Source organism: Thiothrix sp. UBA5583, from assembly GCA_002425225.1.
GTDB lineage: Bacteria > Pseudomonadota > Gammaproteobacteria > Thiotrichales > Thiotrichaceae > Thiothrix > Thiothrix moscowensis.
Window position 1 is genome coordinate 19,380 of sequence record DILV01000029.1, and the last position, 26,502, is coordinate 45,881.

At 54.1% G+C, this 26,502-nt stretch carries 28 protein-coding genes; 14 read left to right on the plus strand and 14 right to left on the minus strand.

Annotation, left to right across the window (positions count from 1 at the left end; all coding sequences use genetic code 11):
• Positions 1–30: 30 nt before the first annotated feature.
• A complete protein-coding gene (locus B2U47_RS11680; RefSeq protein ID WP_296680998.1) occupies positions 31–543 on the minus strand; it encodes a hypothetical protein in 513 nt (170 codons plus the stop codon).
• A gap of 148 nt (positions 544–691) precedes the next feature.
• Between B2U47_RS11680 and B2U47_RS11685 the strand changes: the two genes are divergently transcribed.
• The 5 genes from B2U47_RS11685 (at position 692) to folK (ending at position 3,766) form a co-directional block, all read left to right on the plus strand.
• Positions 692–1,801 carry a VWA domain-containing protein gene (locus tag B2U47_RS11685; RefSeq protein WP_296681002.1) on the plus strand — a complete coding sequence of 370 codons (1,110 nt, stop codon included), beginning with the start codon at positions 692–694 and terminating at the stop codon, positions 1,799–1,801.
• A 196-nt stretch (positions 1,802–1,997) separates the two neighbouring features.
• Positions 1,998–2,267 (plus strand): glycine zipper 2TM domain-containing protein, encoded by a 270-nt coding sequence (locus tag B2U47_RS11690; RefSeq protein WP_296681005.1) that lies wholly within the window; start codon positions 1,998–2,000, stop codon positions 2,265–2,267.
• 72 nt (positions 2,268–2,339) lie between these two features.
• Positions 2,340–2,792 carry an RT0821/Lpp0805 family surface protein gene (locus B2U47_RS11695; protein ID WP_296681008.1) on the plus strand — a complete coding sequence of 151 codons (453 nt, stop codon included), beginning with the start codon at positions 2,340–2,342 and terminating at the stop codon, positions 2,790–2,792.
• A gap of 132 nt (positions 2,793–2,924) precedes the next feature.
• Positions 2,925–3,296 (plus strand): dihydroneopterin aldolase, encoded by a 372-nt coding sequence (gene folB / locus B2U47_RS11700; RefSeq protein WP_296681009.1) that lies wholly within the window; start codon positions 2,925–2,927, stop codon positions 3,294–3,296.
• Entirely contained in the window at positions 3,278–3,766 is a 489-nt protein-coding gene (gene folK / locus B2U47_RS11705; RefSeq protein WP_296681012.1) for a 2-amino-4-hydroxy-6-hydroxymethyldihydropteridine diphosphokinase, read from the plus strand. The genes folB and folK overlap by 19 nt, the downstream gene beginning before the upstream one ends.
• A 3-nt stretch (positions 3,767–3,769) precedes the next feature.
• Here folK and B2U47_RS11710 read toward each other — a convergent pair whose 3' ends face one another.
• The 5 genes from B2U47_RS11710 to cls form a co-directional block, all read right to left on the minus strand.
• Positions 3,770–4,258, minus strand: coding sequence for an SRPBCC family protein (locus tag B2U47_RS11710; RefSeq protein WP_296681015.1), 489 nt, complete (start codon positions 4,256–4,258; stop codon positions 3,770–3,772).
• A 96-nt stretch (positions 4,259–4,354) separates the two neighbouring features.
• Entirely contained in the window at positions 4,355–4,525 is a 171-nt protein-coding gene (rpmG, locus tag B2U47_RS11715; RefSeq protein ID WP_002707790.1) for a 50S ribosomal protein L33, read from the minus strand.
• 19 nt (positions 4,526–4,544) lie between these two features.
• A complete protein-coding gene (rpmB, locus tag B2U47_RS11720; RefSeq protein ID WP_296681021.1) occupies positions 4,545–4,781 on the minus strand; it encodes a 50S ribosomal protein L28 in 237 nt (78 codons plus the stop codon).
• 91 nt (positions 4,782–4,872) lie between these two features.
• Complete coding sequence (locus tag B2U47_RS11725; RefSeq protein WP_296681024.1) at positions 4,873–5,736, minus strand: DUF72 domain-containing protein; 864 nt, start codon at positions 5,734–5,736, stop codon at positions 4,873–4,875.
• A 52-nt stretch (positions 5,737–5,788) separates the two neighbouring features.
• Positions 5,789–7,222 carry a cardiolipin synthase gene (cls, locus tag B2U47_RS11730; protein WP_296681027.1) on the minus strand — a complete coding sequence of 478 codons (1,434 nt, stop codon included), beginning with the start codon at positions 7,220–7,222 and terminating at the stop codon, positions 5,789–5,791.
• Positions 7,223–7,482: 260 nt separating this feature from the next.
• Between cls and B2U47_RS11735 the strand changes: the two genes are divergently transcribed.
• From B2U47_RS11735 to B2U47_RS11745, 3 genes are read left to right on the plus strand one after another with little or no spacing between them, the layout of a single operon-like run.
• Positions 7,483–8,697 (plus strand): DUF3419 family protein, encoded by a 1,215-nt coding sequence (locus B2U47_RS11735; RefSeq protein ID WP_296681030.1) that lies wholly within the window; start codon positions 7,483–7,485, stop codon positions 8,695–8,697.
• A gap of 1 nt (position 8,698) precedes the next feature.
• The gene (locus B2U47_RS11740; RefSeq protein ID WP_296681033.1) at positions 8,699–9,397 is read left to right on the plus strand and encodes a class I SAM-dependent methyltransferase; all 699 of its coding nucleotides are present in this window, start codon (positions 8,699–8,701) and stop codon (positions 9,395–9,397) included.
• The gene (locus B2U47_RS11745; protein WP_296681036.1) at positions 9,348–10,157 is read left to right on the plus strand and encodes a UDP-2,3-diacylglucosamine diphosphatase; all 810 of its coding nucleotides are present in this window, start codon (positions 9,348–9,350) and stop codon (positions 10,155–10,157) included. The genes B2U47_RS11740 and B2U47_RS11745 overlap by 50 nt, the downstream gene beginning before the upstream one ends.
• A 137-nt stretch (positions 10,158–10,294) precedes the next feature.
• Here the strand turns inward: B2U47_RS11745 and B2U47_RS11750 are convergent, their stop codons facing one another.
• Entirely contained in the window at positions 10,295–11,335 is a 1,041-nt protein-coding gene (locus B2U47_RS11750; RefSeq protein WP_296681039.1) for a PstS family phosphate ABC transporter substrate-binding protein, read from the minus strand.
• A gap of 283 nt (positions 11,336–11,618) precedes the next feature.
• Here B2U47_RS11750 and B2U47_RS11755 point away from each other — a divergent pair, with 283 nt between their 5' ends.
• The 6 genes from B2U47_RS11755 to B2U47_RS11780 all read left to right on the plus strand — a co-directional run bounded on the left by B2U47_RS11755 (position 11,619) and on the right by B2U47_RS11780 (position 18,540).
• Positions 11,619–11,933: a hypothetical protein gene (locus B2U47_RS11755; RefSeq protein WP_296681042.1), complete on the plus strand. Its 315-nt coding sequence runs from the start codon at positions 11,619–11,621 to the stop codon at positions 11,931–11,933.
• A gap of 164 nt (positions 11,934–12,097) precedes the next feature.
• Positions 12,098–12,958, plus strand: coding sequence for an ethylbenzene dehydrogenase-related protein (locus B2U47_RS11760; RefSeq protein WP_296681044.1), 861 nt, complete (start codon positions 12,098–12,100; stop codon positions 12,956–12,958).
• 14 nt (positions 12,959–12,972) lie between these two features.
• A complete protein-coding gene (locus B2U47_RS11765; RefSeq protein WP_296681046.1) occupies positions 12,973–15,282 on the plus strand; it encodes a response regulator in 2,310 nt (769 codons plus the stop codon).
• Positions 15,283–15,298: 16 nt separating this feature from the next.
• Positions 15,299–17,131, plus strand: coding sequence for a response regulator (locus B2U47_RS11770; RefSeq protein WP_296681049.1), 1,833 nt, complete (start codon positions 15,299–15,301; stop codon positions 17,129–17,131).
• Entirely contained in the window at positions 17,112–17,432 is a 321-nt protein-coding gene (locus tag B2U47_RS11775; protein ID WP_296681052.1) for an Hpt domain-containing protein, read from the plus strand. Before B2U47_RS11770 ends, B2U47_RS11775 begins: the two co-directional genes overlap by 20 nt.
• 217 nt (positions 17,433–17,649) lie before the next feature.
• Positions 17,650–18,540, plus strand: a complete 891-nt coding sequence (locus B2U47_RS11780) for an energy-coupling factor ABC transporter permease (RefSeq protein ID WP_296681055.1) — start codon at positions 17,650–17,652, stop codon at positions 18,538–18,540.
• Positions 18,541–18,649: 109 nt separating this feature from the next.
• On the opposite strand, the gene B2U47_RS11785 is transcribed toward B2U47_RS11780, so the two are convergent.
• From B2U47_RS11785 to B2U47_RS11815, 7 genes are all read right to left on the minus strand, one after another.
• Positions 18,650–20,599 carry an LTA synthase family protein gene (locus tag B2U47_RS11785; RefSeq protein WP_296681057.1) on the minus strand — a complete coding sequence of 650 codons (1,950 nt, stop codon included), beginning with the start codon at positions 20,597–20,599 and terminating at the stop codon, positions 18,650–18,652.
• Between the two features lie 86 nt (positions 20,600–20,685).
• Positions 20,686–21,975 (minus strand): FAD-dependent oxidoreductase, encoded by a 1,290-nt coding sequence (locus tag B2U47_RS11790; protein ID WP_296681060.1) that lies wholly within the window; start codon positions 21,973–21,975, stop codon positions 20,686–20,688.
• Between the two features lie 15 nt (positions 21,976–21,990).
• Complete coding sequence (locus tag B2U47_RS11795; RefSeq protein WP_296681062.1) at positions 21,991–22,299, minus strand: c-type cytochrome; 309 nt, start codon at positions 22,297–22,299, stop codon at positions 21,991–21,993.
• A 100-nt stretch (positions 22,300–22,399) separates the two neighbouring features.
• Positions 22,400–23,626 carry a DUF5666 domain-containing protein gene (locus B2U47_RS11800; RefSeq protein WP_296681065.1) on the minus strand — a complete coding sequence of 409 codons (1,227 nt, stop codon included), beginning with the start codon at positions 23,624–23,626 and terminating at the stop codon, positions 22,400–22,402.
• Positions 23,623–24,453, minus strand: coding sequence for a DUF6502 family protein (locus B2U47_RS11805; protein ID WP_296681069.1), 831 nt, complete (start codon positions 24,451–24,453; stop codon positions 23,623–23,625). The genes B2U47_RS11800 and B2U47_RS11805 overlap by 4 nt, the downstream gene beginning before the upstream one ends.
• Before the next feature lie 52 nt (positions 24,454–24,505).
• Positions 24,506–25,816 carry an ATP-binding protein gene (locus tag B2U47_RS11810; RefSeq protein WP_296681070.1) on the minus strand — a complete coding sequence of 437 codons (1,311 nt, stop codon included), beginning with the start codon at positions 25,814–25,816 and terminating at the stop codon, positions 24,506–24,508.
• The gene (locus B2U47_RS11815) at positions 25,816–26,487 is read right to left on the minus strand and encodes a response regulator (RefSeq protein WP_296681073.1); all 672 of its coding nucleotides are present in this window, start codon (positions 26,485–26,487) and stop codon (positions 25,816–25,818) included. Before B2U47_RS11815 ends, B2U47_RS11810 begins: the two co-directional genes overlap by 1 nt.
• Positions 26,488–26,502 lie beyond the last annotated feature (15 nt).

Consider the following 26,502-nt stretch of genomic DNA (forward strand, 5'->3'; position numbering starts at 1 on the left):
TTTCCCCCCGAACGGTCAGTAAAATGAAAACTAGAAACCAGCCCCACCCATGAACATCGCGCCACCGATGCCTGCCACCATCAAGCCGATCATCATCACGATGAAAACCAGCGCCATGATACCAACCAGTTTCCAGAAACTGGCCTGCTGTGCCAAAGCCGCTTCCAGATCAGCCACGCCCAGCGATTCGACCGCACGTTTGATGGAACCGGCATAACGCAACAGGTAAAGGGAAGCCATGAAGTAAATAACTGCTATCAGCAAATACATCACGCCCATGCCGATCATGATGCCTGCACCTGCCATTGCTCCCAATTCAGCATCCGCCCCTCCCATCGAACCCATCATGGCACTACCCAGCAACATCGGCAGTGATCCCAAGGCCATTAAAGCAGCACCGATAAAGCCCAGAATGGCAAGAAACAAGACCCACGGGCGGGTTTTACTCAGTGAATCGACAATGCTGTCGGTCAACACGCCGGAACCACCAGCAACATCACGCACACTGGAACGTGGCGTGGCAAAAGCATCCTGAACACTCATGGTGTCTATCCTTTTATTGTTGAAAACATCCAATTTAGCACCAAAGCGGTAAAAAAACCCACGTTTCCTCCAGACGGTGCTAATCTCAATGGGAATGGGCGCTGCTGGAATGCAGCATACGCGAGTGTCAACCTCACAGAAAATCCTGATGAATATTGTAAAACTGGCCTGGATGGTCGCCTTATTCCTGTTCCCCTGCATCAGCCTGAGTGCTGGTACTACCAACACGGTCATCGTGCTGGATGCATCCAACAGCATGTGGGGGCAAATCGACGGCAAAAGCAAAATCGAAATTGCCCGCGACAACCTTGCACAACTGTTGCAAACACCAGCCGCACCCCAAAGCATCACCCTGATCACTTACGGTAGCCAGCACAAATCCGACTGTCAGGATATTGCCGTACAACAAGCCAGTACCCCGGCAGAACTACTGCAACAAGCCAGCAGTATCATGCCCAAGGGGCGCTCCCCCATCAGTGCCGCCATTACCCAGGCAGCGACACGGGGCAACCACATCCTGCTGGTCAGTGACGGGCAGGAAAGCTGTGATGCCGACCCTTGTGCCGCAGCCAAACAACTGAAAGCCAGCGACCCCGAGTTGCGTATCCATGTACTTGGCTTCCGGGATGACCCTGCCTCACAACTGCGTTGTATCGCCGAGCATACAGGCGGCACATTTGCCCTTGCCGGGGACACTGCCGCACTGGCGAAACTGCTGGAGACACCAGTTGCCAATGCGACTACCACCACGCCAGCCATACCGGCAGACACACCCGGAACCCTGCAACTCACGCTGGGCGCAGGCAACAGCCTTGACAACCTGCCCGCCAGTTTTCTGCTGTATGATGCACGTGGCGAACACCTCAACACCTTCACCACCCGCAAGGAAATCTCCCGGCAACTCCCCCCCGGACAATACCGGGTAGATGTACTGTGGGGGCAACTGAAACTGTCCGAAACCCTGCAAGTCACCGCAGGGCAAACCACTACACACCGTTTCGATCTGGGTGGCATGGGCAAACTGGTGCTGGACGCCATTGACAGCCGCCAGAATCCGCTGGATGCCAATTTCACCTTGTACACCCGCGATGGCAACTTCCTGTCCGATCGCCTGCTGAAATCCAGCATTACCGAACAACTACCAGCCGGTTCATACCGCATCAAGGCCGTGCGTAACCGCCAAAGCCAGGAAGCCACCCTGGAAGTCGCTGCCGATGGCGAAAGCCGCCACACCTTTGTGTTTGGTCAAGCCGACTGAAAAAAGATTCCGCTGGCACTTGCCCAGCTCCTGATGCAAAATGCAGATGGGGCGTCGCGGTGCATTCGCTAAAGATGAAAAAATAACGCAAACTTTCACGAACCACTTCGCACATCCCCGGTCTAATCCGATACCAGCTATAAGAATCTGGCATGAGCCACTACACATAACACAGCTTGTTAAAGGAGCTATCTGTATGAAACATTTCGTTTATTCCCTCAGCGCCATTGCCCTGTCCGCAGCCATGCTGTCCGGTTGTGGCGCTCCCATGAACAACGCACAAACCGGCGCCATTGCAGGTTCAGTGATTGGCGGGGTTGTGGGTCATCAATTTGGTGAGGGTGAAGGCAAAACCGCAGCAACCATCGCGGGCGGTATCGCGGGCGGTTACATTGGCGGTCAACTGGGTGCTGGTCAGGATCGTTATGTCCAGCCACAACCACAACCTTACTACCGCCCCTACTAAGACATGCCCCACAAGCAGCCCTGTCGCATGGGCTGCGCAGTGGGCAGCCGATCAAGAACCAAGGAGTTTTTTATGAAAAAGACAATGGTGCACACCGTAGCAACTTCTGCCATCGCATCCTTACTACTGGCAGGCTGTGTAGCTGCTCCAATGGATAATGCCCAAACAGGTGCCATCGTTGGCTCGGTACTGGGTGGGGTTGTCGGGCATCAATTCGGTGATGGCGACGGCAGAACAGCCGCCACGATTGCTGGTACCATCCTGGGTGGTTATCTGGGTTCGCAGTTTGGCAGTCAGTATGACCGCCAGCGCCTTGGTTATGCCGTTTCCAGTGGTAGCCCCGTCAGTTGGCAAAACCCACAGACTGGCTATCGCTACAATGCAACGCCTGGGCAGGCTTATACAACCAATAATAACCAGGTTTGCCGCCCGGTTAACGTAACTGGCTATATCGACGGACAAGCGCAAAACGTACAAATGCGTGCTTGCCGCCAACCAAATGGTCAATGGGTTACTGTTAACTAAACAGTGATTATTGGGTCTTGCCCCTTGTCCTGCGGGTGTGCGGGGCAAGGGGGTTTCTTGCAGGCATTTCTTCCTTCCCTCCCCTTCCCTGTATACAATCCCCCCTCAATCAAGCCATAACATGAGTAGCGCATGGACATTGTATATGTACGCGACCTGCGTCTGGATGCCCGGATTGGCATTTATGAGTGGGAAAAACGTATCCTCCAGAAAATCCGTATTGACCTTGAGATGGCCTGGGACAACCGCCCTCCAGCCGCCAGTGACAATATCCAGGACACCCTCAACTACAAGACCGCTAGTAAACGGGTGATAGAACTGGTAGCGCAGGATCACTACGAATTGGTGGAACGTCTGGCAGAAACCATTGCCAGCACCTTGATGGCGGAATTGCAGATTCCCTGGATTCGGGTCACGGTTGGCAAACCGGGAGCGGTTCGCGGTTCCAGTGAAGTCGGGGTCAGAATTGAACGGGGAAATCCGCAATGGCAAATGTCTACATAAGCATCGGCAGCAATATCGACCGAGAAACCAACATCTGTTCCTGCATCCAGCGACTCAGGCAGGCATTCAGGCGTATCACCCTGTCCCATGTCTATGAAAGCCCGGCAGAGGGTTTTAGCGGGGAACCCTTCCTGAATCTGGTTGCCGGTTTTGATACCAACCTGTCACCGGACAAACTACGCATCTGGTTGCGCCAACTGGAAGATGACCACGGCAGAATCCGCAGCCGGGAAAAATACAGTGACCGCACGCTGGATGCCGATCTGCTGATGTACGGCGACCTGAACCTGCAACCCGGACAAAACCTGCCACACAACGATATATTGCGTTACCCGTTTGTCCTGTTCCCGCTAGCAGAAATTGCCTCTGAGGCGTTACATCCAGCCCTGCAACAAAACATCGGCACACTGGCAAGCGAATCCATTTTGTCTGCCAGCTCGCTCAAACCTGTCAAGCTGACCTGCCGCTAACTGTCAGGCAGCAAAATGCTGTTTCAACTGCTGGATAAACTGATCCAGCCGGGCATCCAGCCCGCCGCGCTGCCGTGCAGCCAAACGTGCCAGCGGGTTGCTGGTTTCCTGAACAGCGGTAAACGTAACACGGGTTCCGCCCGGAACCGAATTCAGACGTGCCTGACGGGTTCCCCGGCTGCTACCCTGGTGGATTTCAAGCACCAATTCCTGTTGCGGGGTCTCCTTGAGCTTGCGAAGGGTAGCGGGTGAGCCCCGCGATGCCTTTTCCAGCCAGCGCAAACCGGCATCATCATCCAGCATTTGCACACTTTGCAGATCCTGCCTCCACTGAGTCTGGGCTTGCAGGTTATTCAGGGCTTCCCAGACTTCAGCCGTTGGAGCCTTGAGCAACTCCACCCGTGTGACCTGCTGACGTGGCGGCAAACCCAGCCCAATGAGCAACGGCAACAACAGCAGCAACACGCCGACACTTAATGCGATCCACATCATTTTCCATTCATCCCTTAATGAAGAACCCTGATTATAGCCTCAAACGCGAAAAGCCCGGACTAGCCGGGCTTTCAAGAATCGCAAAAACCAGATCAATTACTTGATCTTGGCTTCCTTGAACATAACATGCTTGCGCACAACCGGATCGTACTTGCTGAACTCCAGTTTGTCTGGGGTAGTACGCTTGTTTTTGGTTGTGGTGTAATAAAAACCGGTTCCTGCGGAAGAAACCAGCTTGATCTTGTCACGACCGCCTTTCTTAGCCATTTGCTGTTACCTCCGTCAATTAAACTTTTTCGCCACGGGAACGCATGTCAGCAAGAACGGTATCAATACCTTTCTTGTCGATAATACGCATACCGCTGGCAGAAACGCGCAGACTTACCCAACGTCCTTCGCTTTCAACCCAGAAGCGCTTGGAATGCAGGTTGGGCAGAAAACGGCGCTTGGTCTTGTTATTGGCGTGCGATACGTTGTTACCTGTAATCGGACGCTTACCTGTTACCTGACATACACGAGACATCGGGATACTCCAAATTCTGCGATTCTGAAACTCTAAAGGTGCGCGAGGATACCAGAACAACCTGCCACAAGCAACCAACATACCTGTTTTTTTACAGCAAACTGGCTTGCCCGATTTCAGTGGCAAACGCGGGTAAATCTGCCAACCCCGGTAGCTTTTCCTGCAATTGCTGGTGAAACATCAGCGCCAGTTCCGGGGCAAGCTGGTTGTCAGGTGTATGCAGAAAAATGCGCGGGCGCTTGCCTTCCCGTATCCAGCGGGCTGTTTGCGCTACCCAGCGATCCAGCCAGGCATGATTGTCTGCCAGCACGGGATGCCCGATATAACGCAATACCGGGCGTTCCGCTGTGGCATCCAGTTGCACCGGCAAACGCGGCTTGCGGGTCTGGGCTTCACGGGTAGCCTCATCCATTGGCAAAGCGGCATGGAGCGGGCGACTCTCAAAAATCACCCGATCCACCCCCAGCTTTTCCAGCAGGGCATTATACGTCGCACGCACAGGGGTATCAGTGAAAAATGCCGGATGCCGCACTTCTACCGCATATTGGTAGTCGGCTGGCAAATCACGCAGGAAAGTTTCCAGCATCGGCAATTCATCCGGGGAAAACGAAGCAGGCAACTGAATCATCAGGCCGTTGAGACGCTGCCCGAGTGGCTCCATGCGTTGCAGGAATTCCAGGGCTTCCTTGCGGGCATGGATCAAATGATGCTGATGGGTAATGGCACGGGGAAACTTGCAACTGAAACGGAAGGTATCCGGCGTTGCTGCCATCCAGCGCAACACCATTTCGCTGGAGGGGGTGGAATAAAAGGTGGTGTTGCCTTCCACCGCATTGAATACCCGTGCGTATTGCGCCAGAAACTCAGCCGGACGGGCATCTGCCCGGAACAAGGAGCCTTTCCAGTGAGCATTTGCCCACAACGGCAGGCCCAGATAATAAGGTAGTGGATTCATCCCTTGACTCCATTACTGTAATATCAAAACCTTAGCATATAATATCAATTAGTTACAATATTGGCGCCAGCAATCTTGCAATATTTTCAAGCAACTTGGCGGATTTCCCCAGTTTTCGCCGCTGTTTTTTGCTCACTTTGCGGGCGTTGGCGCAAATGGCAAGGAAATCCTGTTCCAGCTTGCCTGCTATTTCATTGCCATAGAAGAACAGGTTGCCCTCGAAATTGAGACGGAAACTGCGCTGATCCATGTTTGCCGAGCCTAGCGTGGCGAAATTGCCGTCAATCATCACGGCTTTGGCATGGGGCATGGCACGGTGCATTTCAAACACCTGCACCCCGACTTCCAGCAATTCATCAATAAAGGAACGCCCCGCCGCCAACACCAACGGGTGATCGGAACGCCCCGGCAACAACAGGCGTACATCCACTCCCCGCAAAGCGGCTGTCTGCAAGGCCATCAGGATGGGTTTATCCGGCACAAAATACGGTGTTTCGATCCAGATACGTTCACTGGCAAGGTTCATGGCAGCAAACAAGACAGTATGGATGGCTTGCCAGCGTTCATCCGCTGGGCCACTGGCAAGGAACTGCGCACAAATATTCCCGACGGGCTGTAAGGGCGGGAAATAGGTTGCGCTGACCAAATCCTCCCCGGTCGCGTGATACCAGTCCTGACAAAACACTTCCTGCAAGGCATAAGCAACCGGGCCACGCACACTGGCGTGCAGATCCTGCCAGGGTTCACCGCGCCCGGCATACACATCCCCCACATTCATCCCGCCGGTAAAGGCAAGGTTGCCATCCACGATGACGACTTTGCGGTGGTTTCGGTTGTTGAGGTTCAAGCGGCGGCTGAGAATACTGACCTTGAGAAAACGTTCCACCTGCCCGCCCGCTGCCTGCAAATCGGCAAAAAAGCGCGGTTTTGCCTGACGGGAACCGACATCATCCAACAACAGCCGCACCTCCACCCCACGTTGTGCCGCCCTGAGCAAGGCATCACGCAAGCGTTGCCCGGTATAGTCAGGCTCCCAGATGTAGTAAACAAGGTGGATATGCCGGGCAGCCGCATCAAAGGCGTTTTCCAGCACAGTAAATACACCCGCACCATCACGCATGATGTCAACGGCATTACCTGCCAGCGGGCCGACCTCATCCAGTGTACGTACCAGTTTCAGCAAGGTGGGAGCTATGGCGGCAATTTGCGCCTCACCCTGCCCGTCAGGCTGCACTCTTTCCAGAGCCGGTGCCAGTTTTTCTTCTACCCTGCGGCGTTTGCGGCGGCGCAGGTGCAAACGGGTAGTGCCAAACAGCCAGAACAACAGCAAGCCGATAAAAGGCAACAACACGATCACCAGCAGCCATGCCAGCGTCGCCCCTGATTCGCGCCGTTGCATAACGATGGTCGGCAGCAGGGTTGCCACAATAATAATGTCCAGCAGTAGCAAACCTATATTCCACCAACCTGCCAGATAAACGCTCAAACTGCCACTCCATTTTGATTATTTAACCTGAGTTCGGGATAAGAACAGAAGCAACCTTTCATGTGACAATGGTGAGTAACCACACTCCACGTTGACACACCAAAGGCTGCCCTTCCCATGCTAACACGCTTATTCTGTGAGATTGACGATTTTTGCCAACACCTACCTGTTCATAACACAACCGTCATTTAACCGTCACTATCCAGTCATTGCCCAGCCTTAATCTGCCGCGATAATTCGTTATCGTTAGAGAGATTTGCATGGCAGGCATTCCTGAAGCACTGCGTGACGCAGTTCATCAACACGCCCCGACTTCACTGATGGGGATGCAGCAACGTTTATTCAGTTTCTGGTTCAACAGCTTTATCTATAACCAGATCTGGGAAGACCCGGCGGTGGATTTGCAGGCACTACAAGTGACACCTGAAAGCCGTATCCTGACAATTGCCTCTGGTGGTTGTAACGTGCTGAATTACCTGACCGCGAACCCGGCGCATATCACTGCGATTGACCTCAACCCCTATCACATGTCTTTGACCCGCCTGAAACTGGCGGCGATGAAACACCTGCCGGATCATGCCAGTTTTTATGATTTTTTTGGCTATGCCGACCGTGATAACAACGTAGCGCTTTACAACAAACACATCCAGCCGCATCTGGAGGAAGAACTGGAGAGCTTCTGGCAGGGGCGCAATATCCTCGGTCAGAAGCGTATCCACATGTTCCGTGATGGTTTGTACCGGCATACCCGTTTTGGCTATTTCATGCGTTTCTTGCACTGGATTGCCCGCCAGACCAATTACCAGCCGGACAAGCTCCTGCGAGCAAACAGCCTGTACGAACAGCAGGCGATTTTCCGTCAGCATATCGCGCCGTTTTTCGATAACCGCCTGGTCAAATTCGTTGGCAAGTTGCCCATCTCGGTGTTCAGCCTTGGTATCCCGCCACAGCAATACAAGGCGATGAAAGCACAGGGTAACTTGATCGAACAATACCGTGAACGGGTTGAGCGCATCGCTTGCCAGTTGCCAATCCAAACCAACTACTTTGCCTGGCAGGGTTTTAGCCATAGCTACGACCATGAAAAGCGTCAAGCCATCCCCGACTACCTGAAAGCCGAACATTACGACACCATCCGCAGCCAGTTGGGCAAGGTAGATACCCACCTCGGTTCGATGATCGACTTCCTCGAACAGCAACCCCCGCACAGCTATGACCGTTTCGTGTTTCTCGATGCGCAGGACTGGATGACCGATGACGTACTTACCCGTCTGTGGACGCAAGTGGCAAGGGTCGGCAAGCCAGGCACGCGCATCATCTTCCGTACTGCGGCTGCCGAATCACCGCTGGAAACCGCCCTGCCTGCCGAATTACGCAGCCAGTTCGTCTACGAAGCCGAAACCTCGGCGCAACTGTTCCAGCAAGATCGTTCAGCTATTTACGGCGGCTTCCACCTCTACCGCAGGGTCGACTGAGATGGATGCAGCACAACAAATGGATCGGCAGTACCGCTATCAGCGCTACGTTTATGACTGGTCACGCAAGTATTACCTGTTGGGGCGCGACACCCTGTTGCAGGAAATGCCAGTCGAAGCAGGCGATACAATCCTGGAAATTGGTTGTGGTACAGCACGTAACCTGTCGAAAATGGCTTACCGTTTCCCATCTGCACGCCTGTTTGGGGTGGATGCTTCCAGCATGATGCTGGATACCGCCCGTGCCAAACTGCAAGGCACGTTATACGAGAACAAGATTACCCTGCGGCAAGGGTTGGCGGGTCAGATCAGCTACCGTGATTTTGGGCTGGAAAAACCTTTCGACCACATTGTTTTCTCCTATGTACTGTCGATGATTCCCGGCTGGCAAAAGGCTCTTGAGCAAACCCTGCCTATCCTCAAACCGGGTGGCTGCCTGCATGTGGTGGATTTTTCCGACCAGACTTCCATGCCTGGCTGGTTTCGTAAGCCATTACTGACCTGGCTTGGCTGGTTCCATGTTCATCCTGACCCGGCAGTGCCTGCTTTCCTGCAACAACTGGCTACCCGACACGATGACCAACTGCGTATGCGCCAGTTACCCGGACGCTACGCCTTGCTTGCGCATTACCAGAAAAAGGGGAACTCCAATGACCATCAACCAGACATCCCGCACCTGGCGAAGTATCTGGATTTCTGATACCCATCTCGGCTCTCGCGGTTGCAAGGCCGAATTCCTGCTTGATTTTCTCCAACACAATCACGCCGAACACATTTATCTGGTCGGCGATATTGTGGATGGCTGGGCGTTACGCAAACGTTGGCATTGGGATTCTTACCATGACCAGATTCTGCACCTGCTGTTTGAGCGAGCGCAGCGGGGCGTCAAGGTAACATACATCAGCGGCAATCATGATGAATTCCTGCGCCCCTTCATCCATCACCAAATCACGGCAATCCATCTGGAAGATGAGGTGGTGCATACCACGGCGGATGGACGCCAGTTTCTGGTGCTGCACGGCGACCAGTTTGATGGGGTGATGCAGTTTGCCCGCTGGTTGGCAAAACTGGGGGACTGGATTTATGAGCGCCTACTGGTAGTCAACACGGTTTATAACCGATGGCGTCAATGGCTGGGGTATCCGTACTGGTCATTGTCGGCTTACCTGAAAAACAAAACCAAGTCAGCGGTGAATTTTATTTCCGCCTTTGAGGAAACGCTGGCGAAAGAGGCCAGACGGCGGGAGCTGGACGGGATTATTTGCGGGCATATCCATCATGCCGAAATCCGTGACATTGACGGCATCCTCTACTGCAACGATGGTGACTGGGTGGAAAGTTGTACAGCACTGGTGGAAGCGTGGGATGGCAACCTGAGCATTGTGCAATGGATAGAAGTTACAGCGGCAGTAGCAAAGCCACGGGATACGCGAGTAGAGGCTAATCCGGTGGTTGCATGAATGACGTAACAATAAGGTAACAATAAAGTGTGTAGTGTGAGACTGGGGCGCGGGATCGCCCCTTTTTTTATGTGTAGCGTGGTAATAAAAAAGGGAGCGGTTGCCCGCTCCCTCAATTATTGTCAGAAGAGAGTTTCTTATTTCAGAGAGTTGACTGACACAGATTTCAGGTTGGCGGCTGCATCCTGAGACGCTTTCAGTTCATCAGCTTTCAGTGGGATCAGACCTTTGTCAGCCAGATAGCCGTCAGTACCCATCGCCGCTTCGCTGGTGAACTCAGCCAGGAATTCCTTGATGCCTGCGACCTGACCAACGTGGCCGTTCTTGGCGTAGATATACATGGAGCGTGCCATTGGGTATGAGCCGTCCATAACAGTTGCTACAGATGGCTCAACACCAGCAATCGCAACTGCTTTCAGAGCATCAGCATTCTGTTCCAGGAAGCTGTAGCCGAATACGCCAACCGCTTTCGGGTTAGCTTGCAGCTTTTGCACGATCAGATTGTCGTTTTCACCCGCTTCAACGAATTTGCCATCTTCACGCAGAGTGTGGCACTTTTCCTTGAACAACTTTTCATCTTTCTTTTTCAATTCAGGGATGCCCTGGAACAGCATACAGCCTTTTTCCACGCCCAGTTCGACGAAAGAGTCACGAGTACCGGAGGTGGGTGGTGGGCCGATAACTTCGATAGCGTGCGCTGGCAGGTTGGGGTTTACGTCTTTCCAGGTCTGGTAAGTGTTTGCTACGAAGCTGCCATCCGGTTGAGGGATTTCTTTGGCAACAGCCAGATACAATTCGCGTGCAGACAGTTTGATTGGCTCTGCGTTTTTCGATTGCGCAACAGCCAGACCATCGTAACCGATCTTGATTTCAGTGACTTCATTGACGCCATTTTTTTGGCAGGTTTCCATCTCGCTTTTTTTCATGCGACGGGAAGCGTTGGTGATGTCTGGAGTTTCGATGCCAGCACCAGCACAAAACAGTTTCATGCCGCCACCAGTACCAGTGGATTCAACTTTGGGCGCAGCACCGCCATTTTTCTTGGCGAACTGTTCAGCTACCGCAGTGCTGAAAGGGAATACAGTAGAAGAACCGACGATTTCGATGTTGTCGCGTGCTTGTGCAACGCCAGAAGCAGCGACCAAGCCCAGTGCTACTGCCAGAGTGAGTTGTTTCATTCAAAAGTCTCCTTCAAAAAAATCCGGGATGGACTGGCGCGGATACTAGGAACTTTTAATGAATGTTTTATGGCGGTTATATTAAATATTTATGAACTTGGTTGGTGGCTTATCCCGAACTCAGGTTATTTATAAAACACACAGTTACCCGACTTGACTTCAGGGCAAACCCTACGTTGGTCTATTTTAAATTTCTCAGGTTCATTGATATGGTAGGATAATCGCTTACGCCCAAGGTGCAATAATTAAAAATATGCCAGAATCACTAACGAGGAAAAACCCCATGACGATTGGACATGCCGAACAGAAAGGAACACTGATCTACATCTACGATGTGGATGGCAGACAAACCACCTCTATTTCCGCCCCAGGACGTTGGCCCGATGACGGCCTCAAAGGCTTTACCGCCCAGTCCGTCCACGTGCAGAAAGGAACCCTGATTTATGCGTATGATGAAACAGGTCATCAGGTTGGCAGACCATTACCTGTGCAGCACGGCAATGTCGAATACATGAAAGTTGCCAAAAACCGCCAACTGCAAAAAACCGAACAGATCCTGCTGAACAAAAAACACCGGCAAGACGCTCTGTCAGCCTGATGCCAATGTCCCGCATGATACCGGTATGATGTCTGTATCGGCGGGGCGTTACGCCTGCTCCTCCCATCCGCCAATCCTTGCCATTCATCCGGCAATCTTATAAGGTTGTCGTATAAAACTTATTGCATCCGGCACTAACAATACAACAATAAGGGATTGCGCCCATGAAAGTGTTTCTATCCATGCTGACAATGGCTGCCCTCAGCGGCTACCTGATCAACACGGCTTCCGCAACATCCAGTGACTTGCAAATCATTACCGTGGGCAAACTCAAAGCCGCCCCCAGTGTTGATGGCTCCGCCGACGACTGGCAAGATGTGACTGGCATCAAAATTCCCCTTACCTATCTGAACAAACCGGAACTGACCAAAACCGTTACCCTGAAAGCCGGTGTGTTCGGCGATGAAGTCTTCTTCTACAGCGAGTGGGAAGACAGCACTGAAGACACCCAGCACAAACCACATGTGTGGGACGAAACCCAGCAGAAATACGTGGAAGGCCCACAACGCGAAGACCGTTTCGCCCTCGAATTTGCGATGGTGGGCGATTACGACGCCAACTGGTTTTCTGGCAAGGAATTCAAAGCCGACATGTGGAACTGGAAAGCGGGTCGCACCAACCCGATCGGCATTGCCCACGACAAGATGACTATTATCAGCAAGCAACCGATGCAGGAAGCGTACAAGACAACCTTGCCAGATGGTTCTGACCTTTACATTCAGCGCCCTTCCGATGCAGATCGTGAACCCTATGTTGCCAAACGTTATTTCAAGAAACAGCAGGACATCATGCCCAAATACCTGCCACTGGAAGAAGCCCTGCCACCCAGTAGCGATGACGTGAAAGCCAAAGGTGTGTGGAAAGATGGCAAATGGCATCTGGAACAACGCCGCAAACTCAATACTGGTTTTGCCGATGATGTACGCTTTATAGCGGATAAACCGGTCACGGGCGCAATCGCCGTATTCGACCATGACGACAACGAGCGCCACTTTATTTCTACCACACTGCGCTTCCAGTTTTAAACCAGGGATTTTTCATGCGACCCTTTACCAATATGCGTCTGCTGCAATTGATTGACAGCACCCTGCTGGTTCTGTTGCTGGGTATATTGGCACTGTTACTGTGGTTCAGTCTGGGCAATGTTGCCAGCAATGCCCAACACAACCAGCAGCAAGCAACACACGCCTTGCAGGAAGCATATCAGGCATTCCAACAGCAGATGGTACTGGAATCACTGGTAGACGAGCAGCGTGAAGCGTTTGATACCCTAGACGAAGCATTTTTCCAGTTCACCATGAACCCCAATAGCAGCAAGGATGGCTTGCCGAAACTTCAGGAGCTTTCTAGCCACCTGCACCAGCACAGTCAGCAAATGCTGGCAAACTGGCCTGCCAACGGTGGGCAGGAACTCAAAAACCAGTTTGAGGAAACCAGCGGCATCATGGTCAATCTGGTGGCAGAGCTGGCAAGCCTGTCGCCGGGTCACTGGAGGCAGCTTGCCGTTGATGCGCACGACACGGCATTGGAAGCCCGCGAAATGCTGGAACAACTGGAGGGTATGGATGATGAACTGGCAGAACAGGTTGCCTTATCCATCCAGCAATCCATCCAGCAAAATGCCAACCTCGCCAGCGACATGATGGAACGCCTCAACACCATCAAGCAACGCTCCCTGCTGGTAGCCGCACTGCTGATAGTGGGGCTGGTCATCAGCCGCCTCTATTTCTCCGGCAGTTTCAAACATCTGGTGGAAACTGCCCAGCGGGCGCAGTCAGTAGCGGAAGATGCCGTCAAAACCAAGGCACGCTTCCTCGCCACCATGAGCCACGAAATCCGCACCCCCATGAATGGCGTGATCGGCATGACCCGCCTGCTGATGAATACGCCGATGAGCAAGAAACAGACCGAATTCGTGGAAAGCATCCACCTCAGCGGCGAACACCTGCTTACCGTCATTAATGACGTGCTGGATTTTTCCAAGATCGAAGCGGGCAAGCTAGACCTCAAACGCGAACCGCTGGAACTGCGGGCGTGTATCGAAGACGTTCTCAACCTGATGACTTCCAAAGCCCTGGAAAAAAACCTGGAGCTGGCTTATGCCGTTGGCCCTTCCATCCCGCTGTTCATCGAAGGTGATATGGTACGTCTGCGGCAAATCCTCACCAACCTGATCGGTAATGCCATCAAATTCACCGAACAGGGTGAAATCACCGTATTTGTAATGCCACGCAACCATCAAGGAGAAGACTTCGAGCTGGAATTCCAGATCAATGATACGGGCGCAGGTATTCCCCCCGACCGGCTGGAAAGCATCTTTGAACAATTCAGCCAAGCAGATAATGCCCTGACGCGCCGGGGTGAGGGCACTGGGCTTGGCTTGGCAATTTCACGCCGTCTGGTGGAAATGATGGATGGCAAAATCTGGGCAGAAAGCACCCTTGGCGTAGGCAGCCGCTTCCACTTTACGCTTAAAGCACGCCGGGCAGAAGGCAAACTCAAGCCCTTCCTGCACCCTGACATCCCGGAAATTGTCGGCAAGCGTATCCTGATCGTGGAAAACAATCCTGCCAGCCACCAAGCGTTGCAGGACTTCTGTTCAGGCTGGGGAGCTATTACGCAAGCCTGTTGCTCATCCAGCGAAGCCATTGCCCTGATTGCCAGTGGTCACACCTATGACATTGGTCTGATCGACAGCAATCTACCGAACGCTTCCGCGCTGGAGTTCGGCAAATACGTGCGCAGCCGTTACAGCAAGCAGGCATTCCCGCTGATCCTGATTGCCCCACCCAACGATGCCCACCCCAAAGAAACCGTGCGGGAAATTTTCAACCTGTACCTGACCAAACCGATTACCCGCAGCCGCCTGTTCGACAGCCTGATGACAGTGCTGGGCGAACTCAACCTCGTCACCGTGCGCCAGGAACAATCACGGCTCAAACTGGGCGAACGCCTGCCCTTGTCTATCCTGCTAGCAGAAGACAACCCGATCAACCAGATTGTGGCGACCTCCATCCTTGATGAAATGGCTTACAAGGCCGAAATTGCCGAAAACGGGCAGCAAGCCGTCGATGCCCTGCGCAAAAAGCCTTACGACGTGATCTTCATGGACATGCAAATGCCGGAAATGGACGGGCTGGAAGCCACCCGCACCATCCGTGCAGAGTTTCCGCCTGACCGCCAACCGATCATTATCGCCATGACCGCCAACGCGATGGAAGGCGACCGGCAGGAATGCCTGGATGCGGGCATGAATGACTACATCAGCAAACCGATCCTACCGGAAGCGATCGAGGCTGCCTTACAACGTTCGCTTGCCAACCTGCACCCGCAGGCAGAGCCAGCATGACAGGCCGACCGTTATCATGAAACTGTTGCGTCATCCCATTAGCCTTCCTTGCCTTGTTGACGTGTTGATGTTGGCATTACTGGCGGCAACCGTGTTCAGTCTGCTGCAACCGCAACACGTGCCATCCAGCCTGAGTACAGGTTTACCCTGGCTGATGCTGACAGCTATCGCTGTACTGACCGTGACCCGCATCTACCTTGCCAGCCAGTTGCGTGCCATTACCCACATTCTTGCCCAGGCAGAAGCCGCACAACATACCGCCGAGGAAGCCGTCAAAACCAAGGCGCGGTTCCTTGCCACCATGAGCCACGAAATCCGCACCCCCATGAACGGCGTAATCGGCATGACCCGTTTGCTGATGAATACGCCGATGAGCAAGAAGCAAAGCGAATTTGTGGAAAGCATCCACCTCAGTGGCGAACACCTGCTGACCGTCATCAATGATGTGCTGGACTTTTCCAAAATCGAGGCAGGCAAGCTCGATCTCAAACGCGAACCGTTTGATTTGCGTGCCTGTATAGAAGACATCATCAGCCTGTTGCACGCCAAGGCGCTGGAAAAGAATCTGGAGCTGGCGTACACCGTAGGCCCTTCCATCCCGTTGTTTATTGAGGGCGATCAGGTACGCTTGCGGCAGATTCTCACTAATCTGGTCGGCAACGCCATCAAGTTCACCGACCGGGGCGAAATTACCATTTTTGTGCTGCCCCGCCGCCACAAAGGCGATGAATACGAACTCGAATTCCAGATCAATGACACCGGCCCCGGCATTCCTGCCAACCGGCTGGAGAGCATTTTCGAGCAGTTCAGCCGTGCTGATGACAAGCTGGTGCGCCAGCGCGAAGGCACAGGGCTGGGGTTAGCCATTTCCCGCCACCTGATTGAAATGATGCATGGCAACATCTGGGTGCAAAGCACCGTCGGGGTTGGCAGCCGTTTCCACTTCACCATCAGGACACGCAAAGCCAAAGGGCAACTCAAGCCCTGCCTGCAAAACAATATCCCAGCCATCACCGGCAAACGCATCCTGATCGTGGAAAACAACCCCGCCAGTTGCCAAAGCCTGCATGATGCCTGCAAGGGCTGGGGAGCATTGGCTGATGTAGTGCATACCTCCGCCGATGCCATCAGCCGCATGGCAATCGGCAAATCGTATGACGTGGTACTGGTTGAAACCAACCTGCCGGGTGACACACCCTTGACGCTGGCGCGTTACATCCGCAGCCGCTACAGCAAGCAGGAACTGCCGCTGATCCTGATTGCACCGCCCAATGACCGCCACCCTAAAATCGTTGTGCGCGAACTGTACAACCAGTACCTAACCAAACCCGTTACCCGCAGCCGCCTGTTCGACAGCCTGATGACCGCACTGGGAGATACCAGCCTGGTTATGCCCAAACCCGCCAAATCCAGCCTCAAGCTGGGCGAATGGCTACCTTTGCGCATCCTGCTGGCAGAAGACAATCCCATCAACCAGATGGTTGCCACTGCCATTCTGGAAGAAATGGCCTACACCACCACGGTGGTGGAAAACGGCGTACAAGCCCTGGAAGCCTTGCGCACCCAGCCTTACGACGTCATTTTCATGGACATGCAAATGCCGGAAATGGATGGGCTGGAAGCCACCCGCCGTATCCGCGCCGAGTTTCCAGCGGAACACCAGCCGGTCATCATTGCCATGACTGCCAATGCGCTGGAAGGTGACAAACAGGAATGCCTGGATGCAGGCATGAACGATTACATTAGCAAACCCGTGTTGCCAGAAGCGGTGGAAGCTACTCTGCAACGCTGGTGTTTACCCAAGGAAAAACAACAAGAGGAACCGGATCATGCAACTGCTATCCACTGAAGCCCTGCGACATTTGCCCGCAGCCATCCTGCCCCGGCTAGTCGACATGTTCGGCAAAACCACCCCGGCATTACTGACGGACATCCAGCAACATGCCAGCAGTGGCGACCTGCGCGCCATGGCGCAGGCTGCTCACAAACTGAAAGGCTCTTGCGTCAGTCTAGGGGCAGAACAGATGGCAGCCATCTGCAAGGAATTGCAACACAAGGGCGAAAGCAACGATGCCAGCGGCATCAATGAATACGTGGCGGAACTGACAAGCATCTACCCTGCCACGTTTGCGGAAATGCAGAAACTGTAACCATACAGGCACGGCTTGCTGTCACAGGCAACTGGACAGCAAACCTTATACAGCAAAACAGTATGCACCCTCGTTCCACCATCTGCACTTTCGCCCGCTTACTTGATTTTAATCAGTTTTCATCAACCTCACTGCATGGACTTCGGCTACAGGCAAGGTCTACACTGGCTCATGTCTTCATACGAATTTTATTTTCTTCATACCAAGGAGAATAACAATGCACATTCCTGATTCGATGTTACAAGGTGCTGTCTGCTCGGTCACGGCTGCGGTCAGTGTGGCTGGCGTGCTTGCTGCTGCCTGGCTAGTGATGAAAGCCGAGCACAAACCATCGGCTGGGCGCTTCGCTGCCGTCGTGGCGCTGATTTTCGCCGGGCAGATGATGAATTTCCCGATCATGAACGGAACCTCTGGGCACTTGTTGGGCGGTGTACTGGCTGCTGCTGTGTTGGGGACACCGTTGGGTGTACTAGCGATTGCGCTGGTTGTCACCATCCAAAGTCTGGTGTTCTCGGATGGTGGTGTAACCGTGCTGGGGGCGAATGTGTTGAATATGGCGCTGATTGGCGCAGGTGTGGGTGGCTGGTTGCAGCAGAGGCTGGCTGGCTCACTGGGGCAATACGTATCCACCGCCGTGGCTGCGTGGTGTTCCGTGGTATTGGCATCCGCTGCGGTCAGTCTGGAGCTGGCAATTGATGGTCAGGCTGCACTGGGAACGGTATTACCTGCGATGGTCGGGACTCATGCGCTGATCGGTCTGGGTGAAGCTGCTATTTCCGTGGCCGCCGTTGCCCTGCTGCTGAACTGGGCGGAAGCGCAAGGCAAAGCACATGTTGCCGTACCTTTGCTGGCTGCGGTGCTGGTGGCTTTGCTACTCAGTCCATTCGCGTCAGGTTTCCCGGATGGGCTGGAATGGGTGGCAGGGCAATACCAGTTCCTGCATGAATCAGCACCTGCGTTTGTTGGTGCGATGCCAGATTACACCGTTGCAGCCATCAGCAATGAAAGCCTCTCAACCGGTGTCGCAGGGCTGGCTGGAGTTTTGATCTGCTTTGTACTGGGCTTTGGCTTGCTACGTGGCATGGAACGCCTAGCCACACAACGTTAATGCAGGTGACAAGATAAGTTGCCATGATGAGTGCGATGTTCACTGGTTACAATGACAAGGCACAGACAGCGATCAAGCAAGCGTTGGGCTAATTGCGCCAGCCGTGCCTTTACGGCAAGCGGAACAAATGCTTGTCATACGCCACCCCGCCCCACAACAGATATGCCAGCGCGTCCCTAGCGCGTTCGGCATCCACTGGGGCGGTATCCGGCACGGAACGCCCCTGCGCCTTGTCATACACAAAGGCCACAGCAGGCTTGTCCGGTTGCAGCACGGTCAGGCGCGAACCTTCCAGCAAAGCAAAATTCTTTTCGTATTGCATCAGCGCCCTGCCCTCCCAGTCAGCCGGGGTCTGAGTCAGGTCACGCCCTAGCATCGGGTAAGTTGCCGACACCCCCATTAGCGACAGCAAGGTCGTGGGCATGTCGATCTGGCTGACTACCCGCGCATCACGCCTGACCGGCACATCCCCCCCCAGGATCAGCCCCGGAATGTGGAAACGCTGTACCGGAACCAGCTCATCCCCCGTCACCCGCGAGTCATGGTCAGCAATGACCAAGAAAATCGTGTCCTGCCAGTAACCTGACTGCTGTGCCAGCTTGAAAAACTCACCAATGGCGTAATCGGCATATTTCGCCGCATTGTTGCGGGTTGCCTTGGGCTGTTCATGCAATTCAATACGGTTGTCCGGGAACTCGAACGGGTCATGGTTGCTGGAGCTGAATACCAGACTGAAAAACGGCTTGCCTGCCGCGTGCATCCGCTTGAATTCGGCATCGGCACGGCGCATCAGGTCTTCATCCGACACCCCCCACGAACCGGTGAATACCGGGTTTTGATAATCCTTTTGCTCGATGATGTCCTGAAAACCGTTACCGAGGAAAAAGCCGCGCATGTTGTCGAAATGGCTTTCCCCACCATAGATGAACTGGGTGGCATAACCGCGTTTGCCCAGCAATTCCGCCAGCGAAAAGAAACCGGACTGGCTCTTGTTCAGCTTGACCACGGCCTGATTGGGGGTTGGGGTAAAACCCGTCGTAACTGCTTCAATACCACGCACCGAACGGGTTCCGGTCGCATACATATTGTCAAAAAACCAACCCTGCTGCGCCAGTCGGTCAATATTAGGGGAAAGCGGTAAACCACCCAATGCGCCGATGTACCGCGCCCCCAGGCTTTCCTGCAACAGGATCACCAGATTTTTCGGCTTACCCGTAAAACTGGCGGTGTTATCACTCAAGGTTGGCAAGCTATCGGAACGGAACGCCGCCGCAGGTCGCCCACTGGCTTTGCGCAAGCGTTCCACCATCTCGGTTTCCGGCATTTTGCCGTAGGCGGAAGTCCACTCCAGCGTGTCATCCTGCATCTGGTCGATGGCAAACATCAGGGAATAGGTGGAATTCGTCACCAGTGAATTGAGGGTCGCATCCGACGAAAAAGCCACCATCGACGGGTTCAGGGCACGATGCCCCAATGTCGAACGCGCCCCCAGCACCACCAGCACCAATACCAGCAACGCCAACACCGGGCGCAGATACCAGCGCGGAAACCTCAGGTCACGCACACAACGCCCAGATAACCACCAACCAACCCACAACACCAGCCCGCCAACCAGCAACCCGGCAAACAGTTCCAGCTTGTGCCCCAGCCACAGGGTACTGAACACTTCTTTCGGATAAATCAGGTATTCGACAAAAATGTGATTGGGGCGCAAACCGTATTCGGTAATGAAACCCGGCGTGGCGACTTCCATGAACACCAGCAACCACAAGCCCAGCGTCAGCAGGATGCGTACAACCCATAACCACACCGTACCGGGAAACTGCTTGCCACCCAGCAACACCGTAGCAGCAGCGGCGATGCCCCATACCCAGCAAATGGTGGCAACATCCACCCGCAAGCCTTGCGACAGCATGACACCCCAGCCCTGGTTTGCCGTTACCCGCTCACCGTACCACGCCATGAACCCTAAGCGGCTCAGGCTGAGCAGCAGCAATGCCAGTAAGGCAAAGCACACGAATGGCCATAGCGCCCCTGACCATTTTCTGATTGATGTCATGTTAGAGAATACCCATTGCAACCATAGTGGGCAGCATTATTTCTGCTGCCCACCCCAAGGTTCAAGTTGTTTTATTACATTCTGACTCAGGCAAAGGTGTCAGACATCAGGTTGCTGAACCATTTGTTCATTTCTTCGTAATTATCCTTATTGATAGTGGCGGATTCCACTACACCAGCCCCGGCAGGTACCATCGTCTTCAAAGCGGGATCATACTTGAAAGCAACCGACAACCAAGAGGCTGTCGTTTTGGTAATCGGCGTGTAACAAGCTGAGTTGGTTCTAGGGTTGGGGTTGGGACTTTCACCACGCATTGCCCGCACAATCGCGTCGGCACACACTTTTGCCTCCGCATTGGCAATATGCCCGGCCTTGGGCTGCCCACTGGCGTGCGAATCACCAATCACATGGATTTTGGCAACAGCCGTCGACTCGTAACTCAGCAAATCCACCCCCGCCCATTTACCCGTAGTATCATTCGCCAACCCAAGACCTGACTGGGTGATGATGCTGGCAGCACGCTGAGCGGGAATGGCATTGATAACCTTGCCTTTAAAGCTGCCCACGGCTGTGTTCACCGTACCGGTATCCGCATCAATGCTGTTCAGGATTGCATTCGGCACATAGGTAATATTTTTGTGAATACTGGTAAATGCCTTACCGAAATTGTTTGGCTCCGCCAGAATCCCGTTATTGGCATCCAGCACAATCACCTTGCCACCTTTTTTCACGCGGGTCAGGTAATCAGCCACCACGCAGGCACGCTCGTAAGGCCCCGGCGGGCAGCGGTATGGTTTGGGCGGGATGGTCAGGATGAAGGTATCCTTGTTGGTCATGGCCTTGACCTGAGCCTGCAAGGACACAGTTTGCGGCCCTGCCTGCCATGCGTGGACAATTTTCGCTTTATTGCCAATAGTTCCAGACACCGACAAGGCATCAAAGGTGATACCTGGAGCCAGTACCAGATGCTCGTAAGGCAAGGTTCCGCCATCAGCCAGTTTGACCTGTTTGCTGGTAGGATCAATGGCAGTAACAGATGTTGTCTTGACTTCGATACCGTAATTTTTCTTCAGAGCTGTATAGTTGTATGCCAGCTTGGCAAGGGTTGTATCCCCCGTCAGCACCTTGTTGCTGAAAATGTTGGAATAATAGATGGCATTGGGTTCCACCAGCGTTACTTTCACCCCTGTACCACCCCACAAACGCAGGTATTTGGCAACGGCAGCACCTGCCATGCCGCCACCCACCACCACAACCCGACCGTTTGCCCCGGTATTACCCGGTACAGCCGCTGCTGCCAACACCTGTTCCAGCGGCAGAGTCAAACCGGCTGCCGCACCCATGCTCAAATAGCGTAAAAAATCCCGACGGTTCATAAGCTCTGCTCCCCTTTATTGCTTGGAAAAATAGTCAGCGATCAAGGCAACTTCCTCATCGGTATACGCTTGCGCATGGACATTCATGATGTCCTTGTTGGCGGTATCCCATTTCATTTCCAGCATTTCTTCCACGATTTCGGCGGCAGACTCTCCGGCAAGGCTTTCCATGCCGTAACCATCCGTGCCGTGGCACTGAAAGCAATTGGCTGCCAAGGTACGTCCGGGGTGATTGAGGGTGGCGGGGTTTGCAAAGGCTACGGCTGGTAAGGCTACTACCGCCGTCAGTAGCACTTTTGCTACCATATCGGGTATCTTCATCATTACTATCTCCTACGGTTTGCTGAAAGGCTTACCCATGACGGGTAGGTCGTCCATGCCCCGCTGCTCGCAACAGTGGGGCATTCTTGAAAATCAGGTGTAGTCAGTCATCGGGGTCTTCACGCTTGATGCGCAAGGCCAGTAGTTTGTTTGTACCAATGGTTTTACCCTTTATTTCCAGATAATCACCAATATTCAGGTGACTGAAATTCATCTGCGGAATATCCGCATCACTCTCGTCTTCCCACAAGGTCGAGGTATTCACACTGACGGTATAAATACCCAGCCTGAAAGTTTGTGCCGTCGGATCAATGGCAGTGATATTGCCTTCCAGTTCATCAATATCACTACTGTCGGACTGCTTGATCTCCACCTTTTCCGCCACGATGACACCAGCGGCATTGGCATTGCCCTCGATTTCTACAAGAGCATTCAGCGCCAGATTGCTGGCAGTGCCACCTTCAAAACGGGTACTGGCATTGGTTGTCACGGCAACACCGTTGACCGAGAAATCACTGCGGCTCACAAAGCGGGTAATCACACCTTCCACCTCCACTTCCGTGCCTTCCTTGAAGGTGATGCCCGCATCCTTGCGTTCCACTTCGCTGGCAATCATGCGGCTGCCTTGTAGAGCCTGTTGGCTTTCTGCTTCCACATACTGGCCTGCCTGCGGAATCCCGGACGGGAACCCCTGCAACACCGCCGGTGAGTAATCCACAATCAGGTTGCTGAGGGTAAACGTCTGGTTGGTGGTATCCACGGAACCGATTGTTCCCTTGACCTCCAGCGTTTCACCCGGCACATAGCGAACCTGCAACAAACGAATGCTGGTTGCCACCAGCTCACCATTCGCATCGCGTATACCGGAAACTTCCACCACATTGCCCAGCTTGAGATCAGCCAACAGCTTGAATCTCTCGAACACCGTCAAGGCATTGGTTTTTACCACCTGCCCCAACACCCACAAGCTCTTGCCATCCACCGAATCAGCCGACACAGCCGTTACCGTGCCTTGCAAGCCACGGCTGAAATGCACCGCACTTGCCTTGCCGGTGACGCCATCAGCATTGACGTTGCCTTCAACCGTGATGTACTCGCCAAGGAAATATTCGTTCTGCCCACTGGCTGCGACCCCGTTGCGGGTAAAGCTGGCGGAATCCACATCGTATTTCACCCCGTTGACAAAAATGCTGCCAAACGCAGTAATCGGCCCGGTAGAGATGCCCGTACCACCAATGCCACCGTTGGCAACCGTCAGGCCACCGCCGCCACCACAAGCCGCCAGAATCAGCAGTAATGCTGTTGCCAAAAGTGTGGTCATTGCTTTCATGTAGGTTTACCTGCCTGTTCGGGTGGCTCAATCACGGGTTCTGCAAAATAATAAATACCGACACCAGCCCGCATCCTGCCTGTACCTGCGGCTTGCGGGTTACTGTCCCGATCCTGGGTAGCCAACCAGCTATTGAACTTGATGAGCAAATCCAGCCCATCCTTGTTGACCATCGCCTGCAATAACGGGAGGGCTTCTTCAGGAAGGTTGTCGTAGCTGACCTTGCGCTGGAAACGTAACTGGCTGCGGTCTGTCGTAATCAGGTTATGTTCTATGGTGGTAATCAGGGCAGCCACATCCGTTCCCAGTATGGAGAATTTTTCATCTTCGCTGCCGTGCGGAACATACCCGCCCCCCATCAGCTCGACTTTACCGTCAGCTGTCAGTTGCACCGCACCCAAACGTTCCATTTCCTGCAACATGGCACGGTAGGGCATGTCACCACTGTAACGGCTCACCAATGCGGCAAAACTGCCGGTTTCCCCCTGTACGGACAACGCGGCAGGCTTACCCTCACCATCATGGAACTGGTCATCATGCAACCAGCCTGTCATAACCCTCGCGCCACGATTGTAACTGGCTGTTGGCAACCCGGCATCGGGCATCTGCCGTAACTGGGCAACATCCTTGCGGGTCAGTCCGGTAGCAATGGCAATCCGGGAAGTGGTCGGACGCTCACCCGCTGCCGCCAGCATTTCTTCTGTCACCTCTACGTACACCTGACGTGCCAACTGGCTGAATTCGCCAAAAGCCACACCCTTGCGATACAGGATACGTACCAACGGCTTGAGAATCCGGCGAGTGGCATTCAACAACATCTTTTCCATAACTTGGGAATTTATTCCCAAATTTGAAAAATGTCAAAGCCCTTTTGTCCGATCAGAACAGCAGCGTAAAACTTAAGCCCTGCCCATCCTTGCCGACAGCTACTGTCATCTGCGCCTGATGAATCGCCGCAATCCGTTGCACAATCGACAGCCCCAGCCCGCTGCCGCTGGCAGATGTACCGAGAGCACGGTAGAAACGCCGGGAAATTTTCTCGCGCTCTTCCGCAGGCAAGCCGGGGCCATTGTCACTGACCCGCAGGAATGCCTTGCCCCCCTGCTTGCCGATTTCCACCTCCACCTGTGTACCGGCAGGCGTATAGCGGATGGCGTTATCCAGCAGGTTGCGCAACATCACCTGCAACAGTGCTGGCAAGCCGTTGACGGCAACATCCTCCCCTTCCAGCAACGCCAGCTCCACCCCGGCGGCAACAGCCGCAGGCGCAACCTCAGCGATTACCCCGGCAGCCAGTTTCTGCAAGGAACAGGTTTGCAAAACGGCAGTATCCACACTTTCCAGGCGTGCCAATGTCAGCAATTGCTCAATCAGATGGGTTGCGCGGTTGCAACCGGTCAGGGCATTGGTCAGGGCGCGGTTGCGTTCTGCCGCATCGTTTGCCCCTTGCGCTACCTGCAACTGAGCCTTGATCCCGGCAACCGGAGTACGCAATTCGTGGGCGGCATCGGCAGTGAAACGGCGTTCGTTTTCGATCAGCTTGCCAATGCGGGCAAACAGGTGGTTGAGACGTTCAATCAGTGGAGTCACTTCACGCGGAACAGCGACATCCAGCGGAGCAAGGTTGTCCGGCTGGCGGCTGGCAACCGCCTGGGTCAGCTTGACCAGCGGGCGCAGGCTGGCAGCGATCACCCACCACAGCAGCCCTGCCAGTACCGGCAAGGCAGCCCACAACGGCAACAACAGATTACCGGTAATTTCCCGTGCCAGATCCGCCCGCATATCTGCCAGCTCAGCCACATGGATCAACAGATCCCCGGAGTTATCCCAAATGGTGAAAACCCGCCAGTGCTGACCTGCAATCTCGGCATCACTGAAGCCTGTACTGTTACCTCCTAACGGGACAGAAGGAGCGTTGCTGGAATGCAATTTCAGTTCTTCACCCTCTTCCCACACCTGAAAAGCAATATTGCTGGAATATTTGTGTAACAAAGGGGCGTGTTCGGTTTCCATATCGTCCAGCTCATGCGCAGACTGGGCAATCAGCAGGGTTGCAGCCTGCGCCAGATGTGCATCCAGCAACTCATCCAGTTCATGCCGCGCATCACGATACGTGAAAGCTGCTGCTCCCAGCCATACCAAAGCCACCACACCCAGCACCAACAGTAGCAAGCGTTGCCGTAGGGACATCAGTCACCTGCCTTGTCACGCGGGATCAGGTAGCCAACACCACGGATGGTTTCAATCAGGCCGGGAAACAGCTTGCGGCGCAGGTGGTGGATATGGACTTCGACGGTATTGCTTTCCACTTCCTGCCCCCACGCATACAACTTGTCTTCGAGCTGGGCGCGGGATAGCACCCGGCCTGCATTCAGCATCAATGCCTGTAGCACGGTAAATTCGCGCCCCGCCAGATCGACCGGCCTGCCTTGCCAGGTAACGCTATGCCCGGCGGGGTCGAGTTCCACCTCGCCCACCCGCAGTACCGGATTGGCATGACCGGTGGATCGGCGGATCAGCGCCCGCAGACGGGCTGCCAACTCCCCCAGGTCAAAAGGTTTGACAAGGTAATCATCTGCCCCCTGATCCAGCCCCCGGATACGGTCTTCCACCGTATCGCGGGCAGTGAGGATCAGCACCGGCAAGGAAGACTGGCGGCTACGCAGGTTTTGCAATACATCCAGCCCGGACAGGCGCGGCAAGCCCAGATCCAGCACAACCGCAGCGTAGGTTTCACCGCACAAGGCATGGTCAGCCTGCACACCGTCCTGCACCCAGTCAACCGCATAACCCGCCTGTTGCAACCCCGCCTGAAGCGCATCACCCAGCAGGGCATCATCTTCCACCACCAGTATCCGCATACACGCTTTAACTCC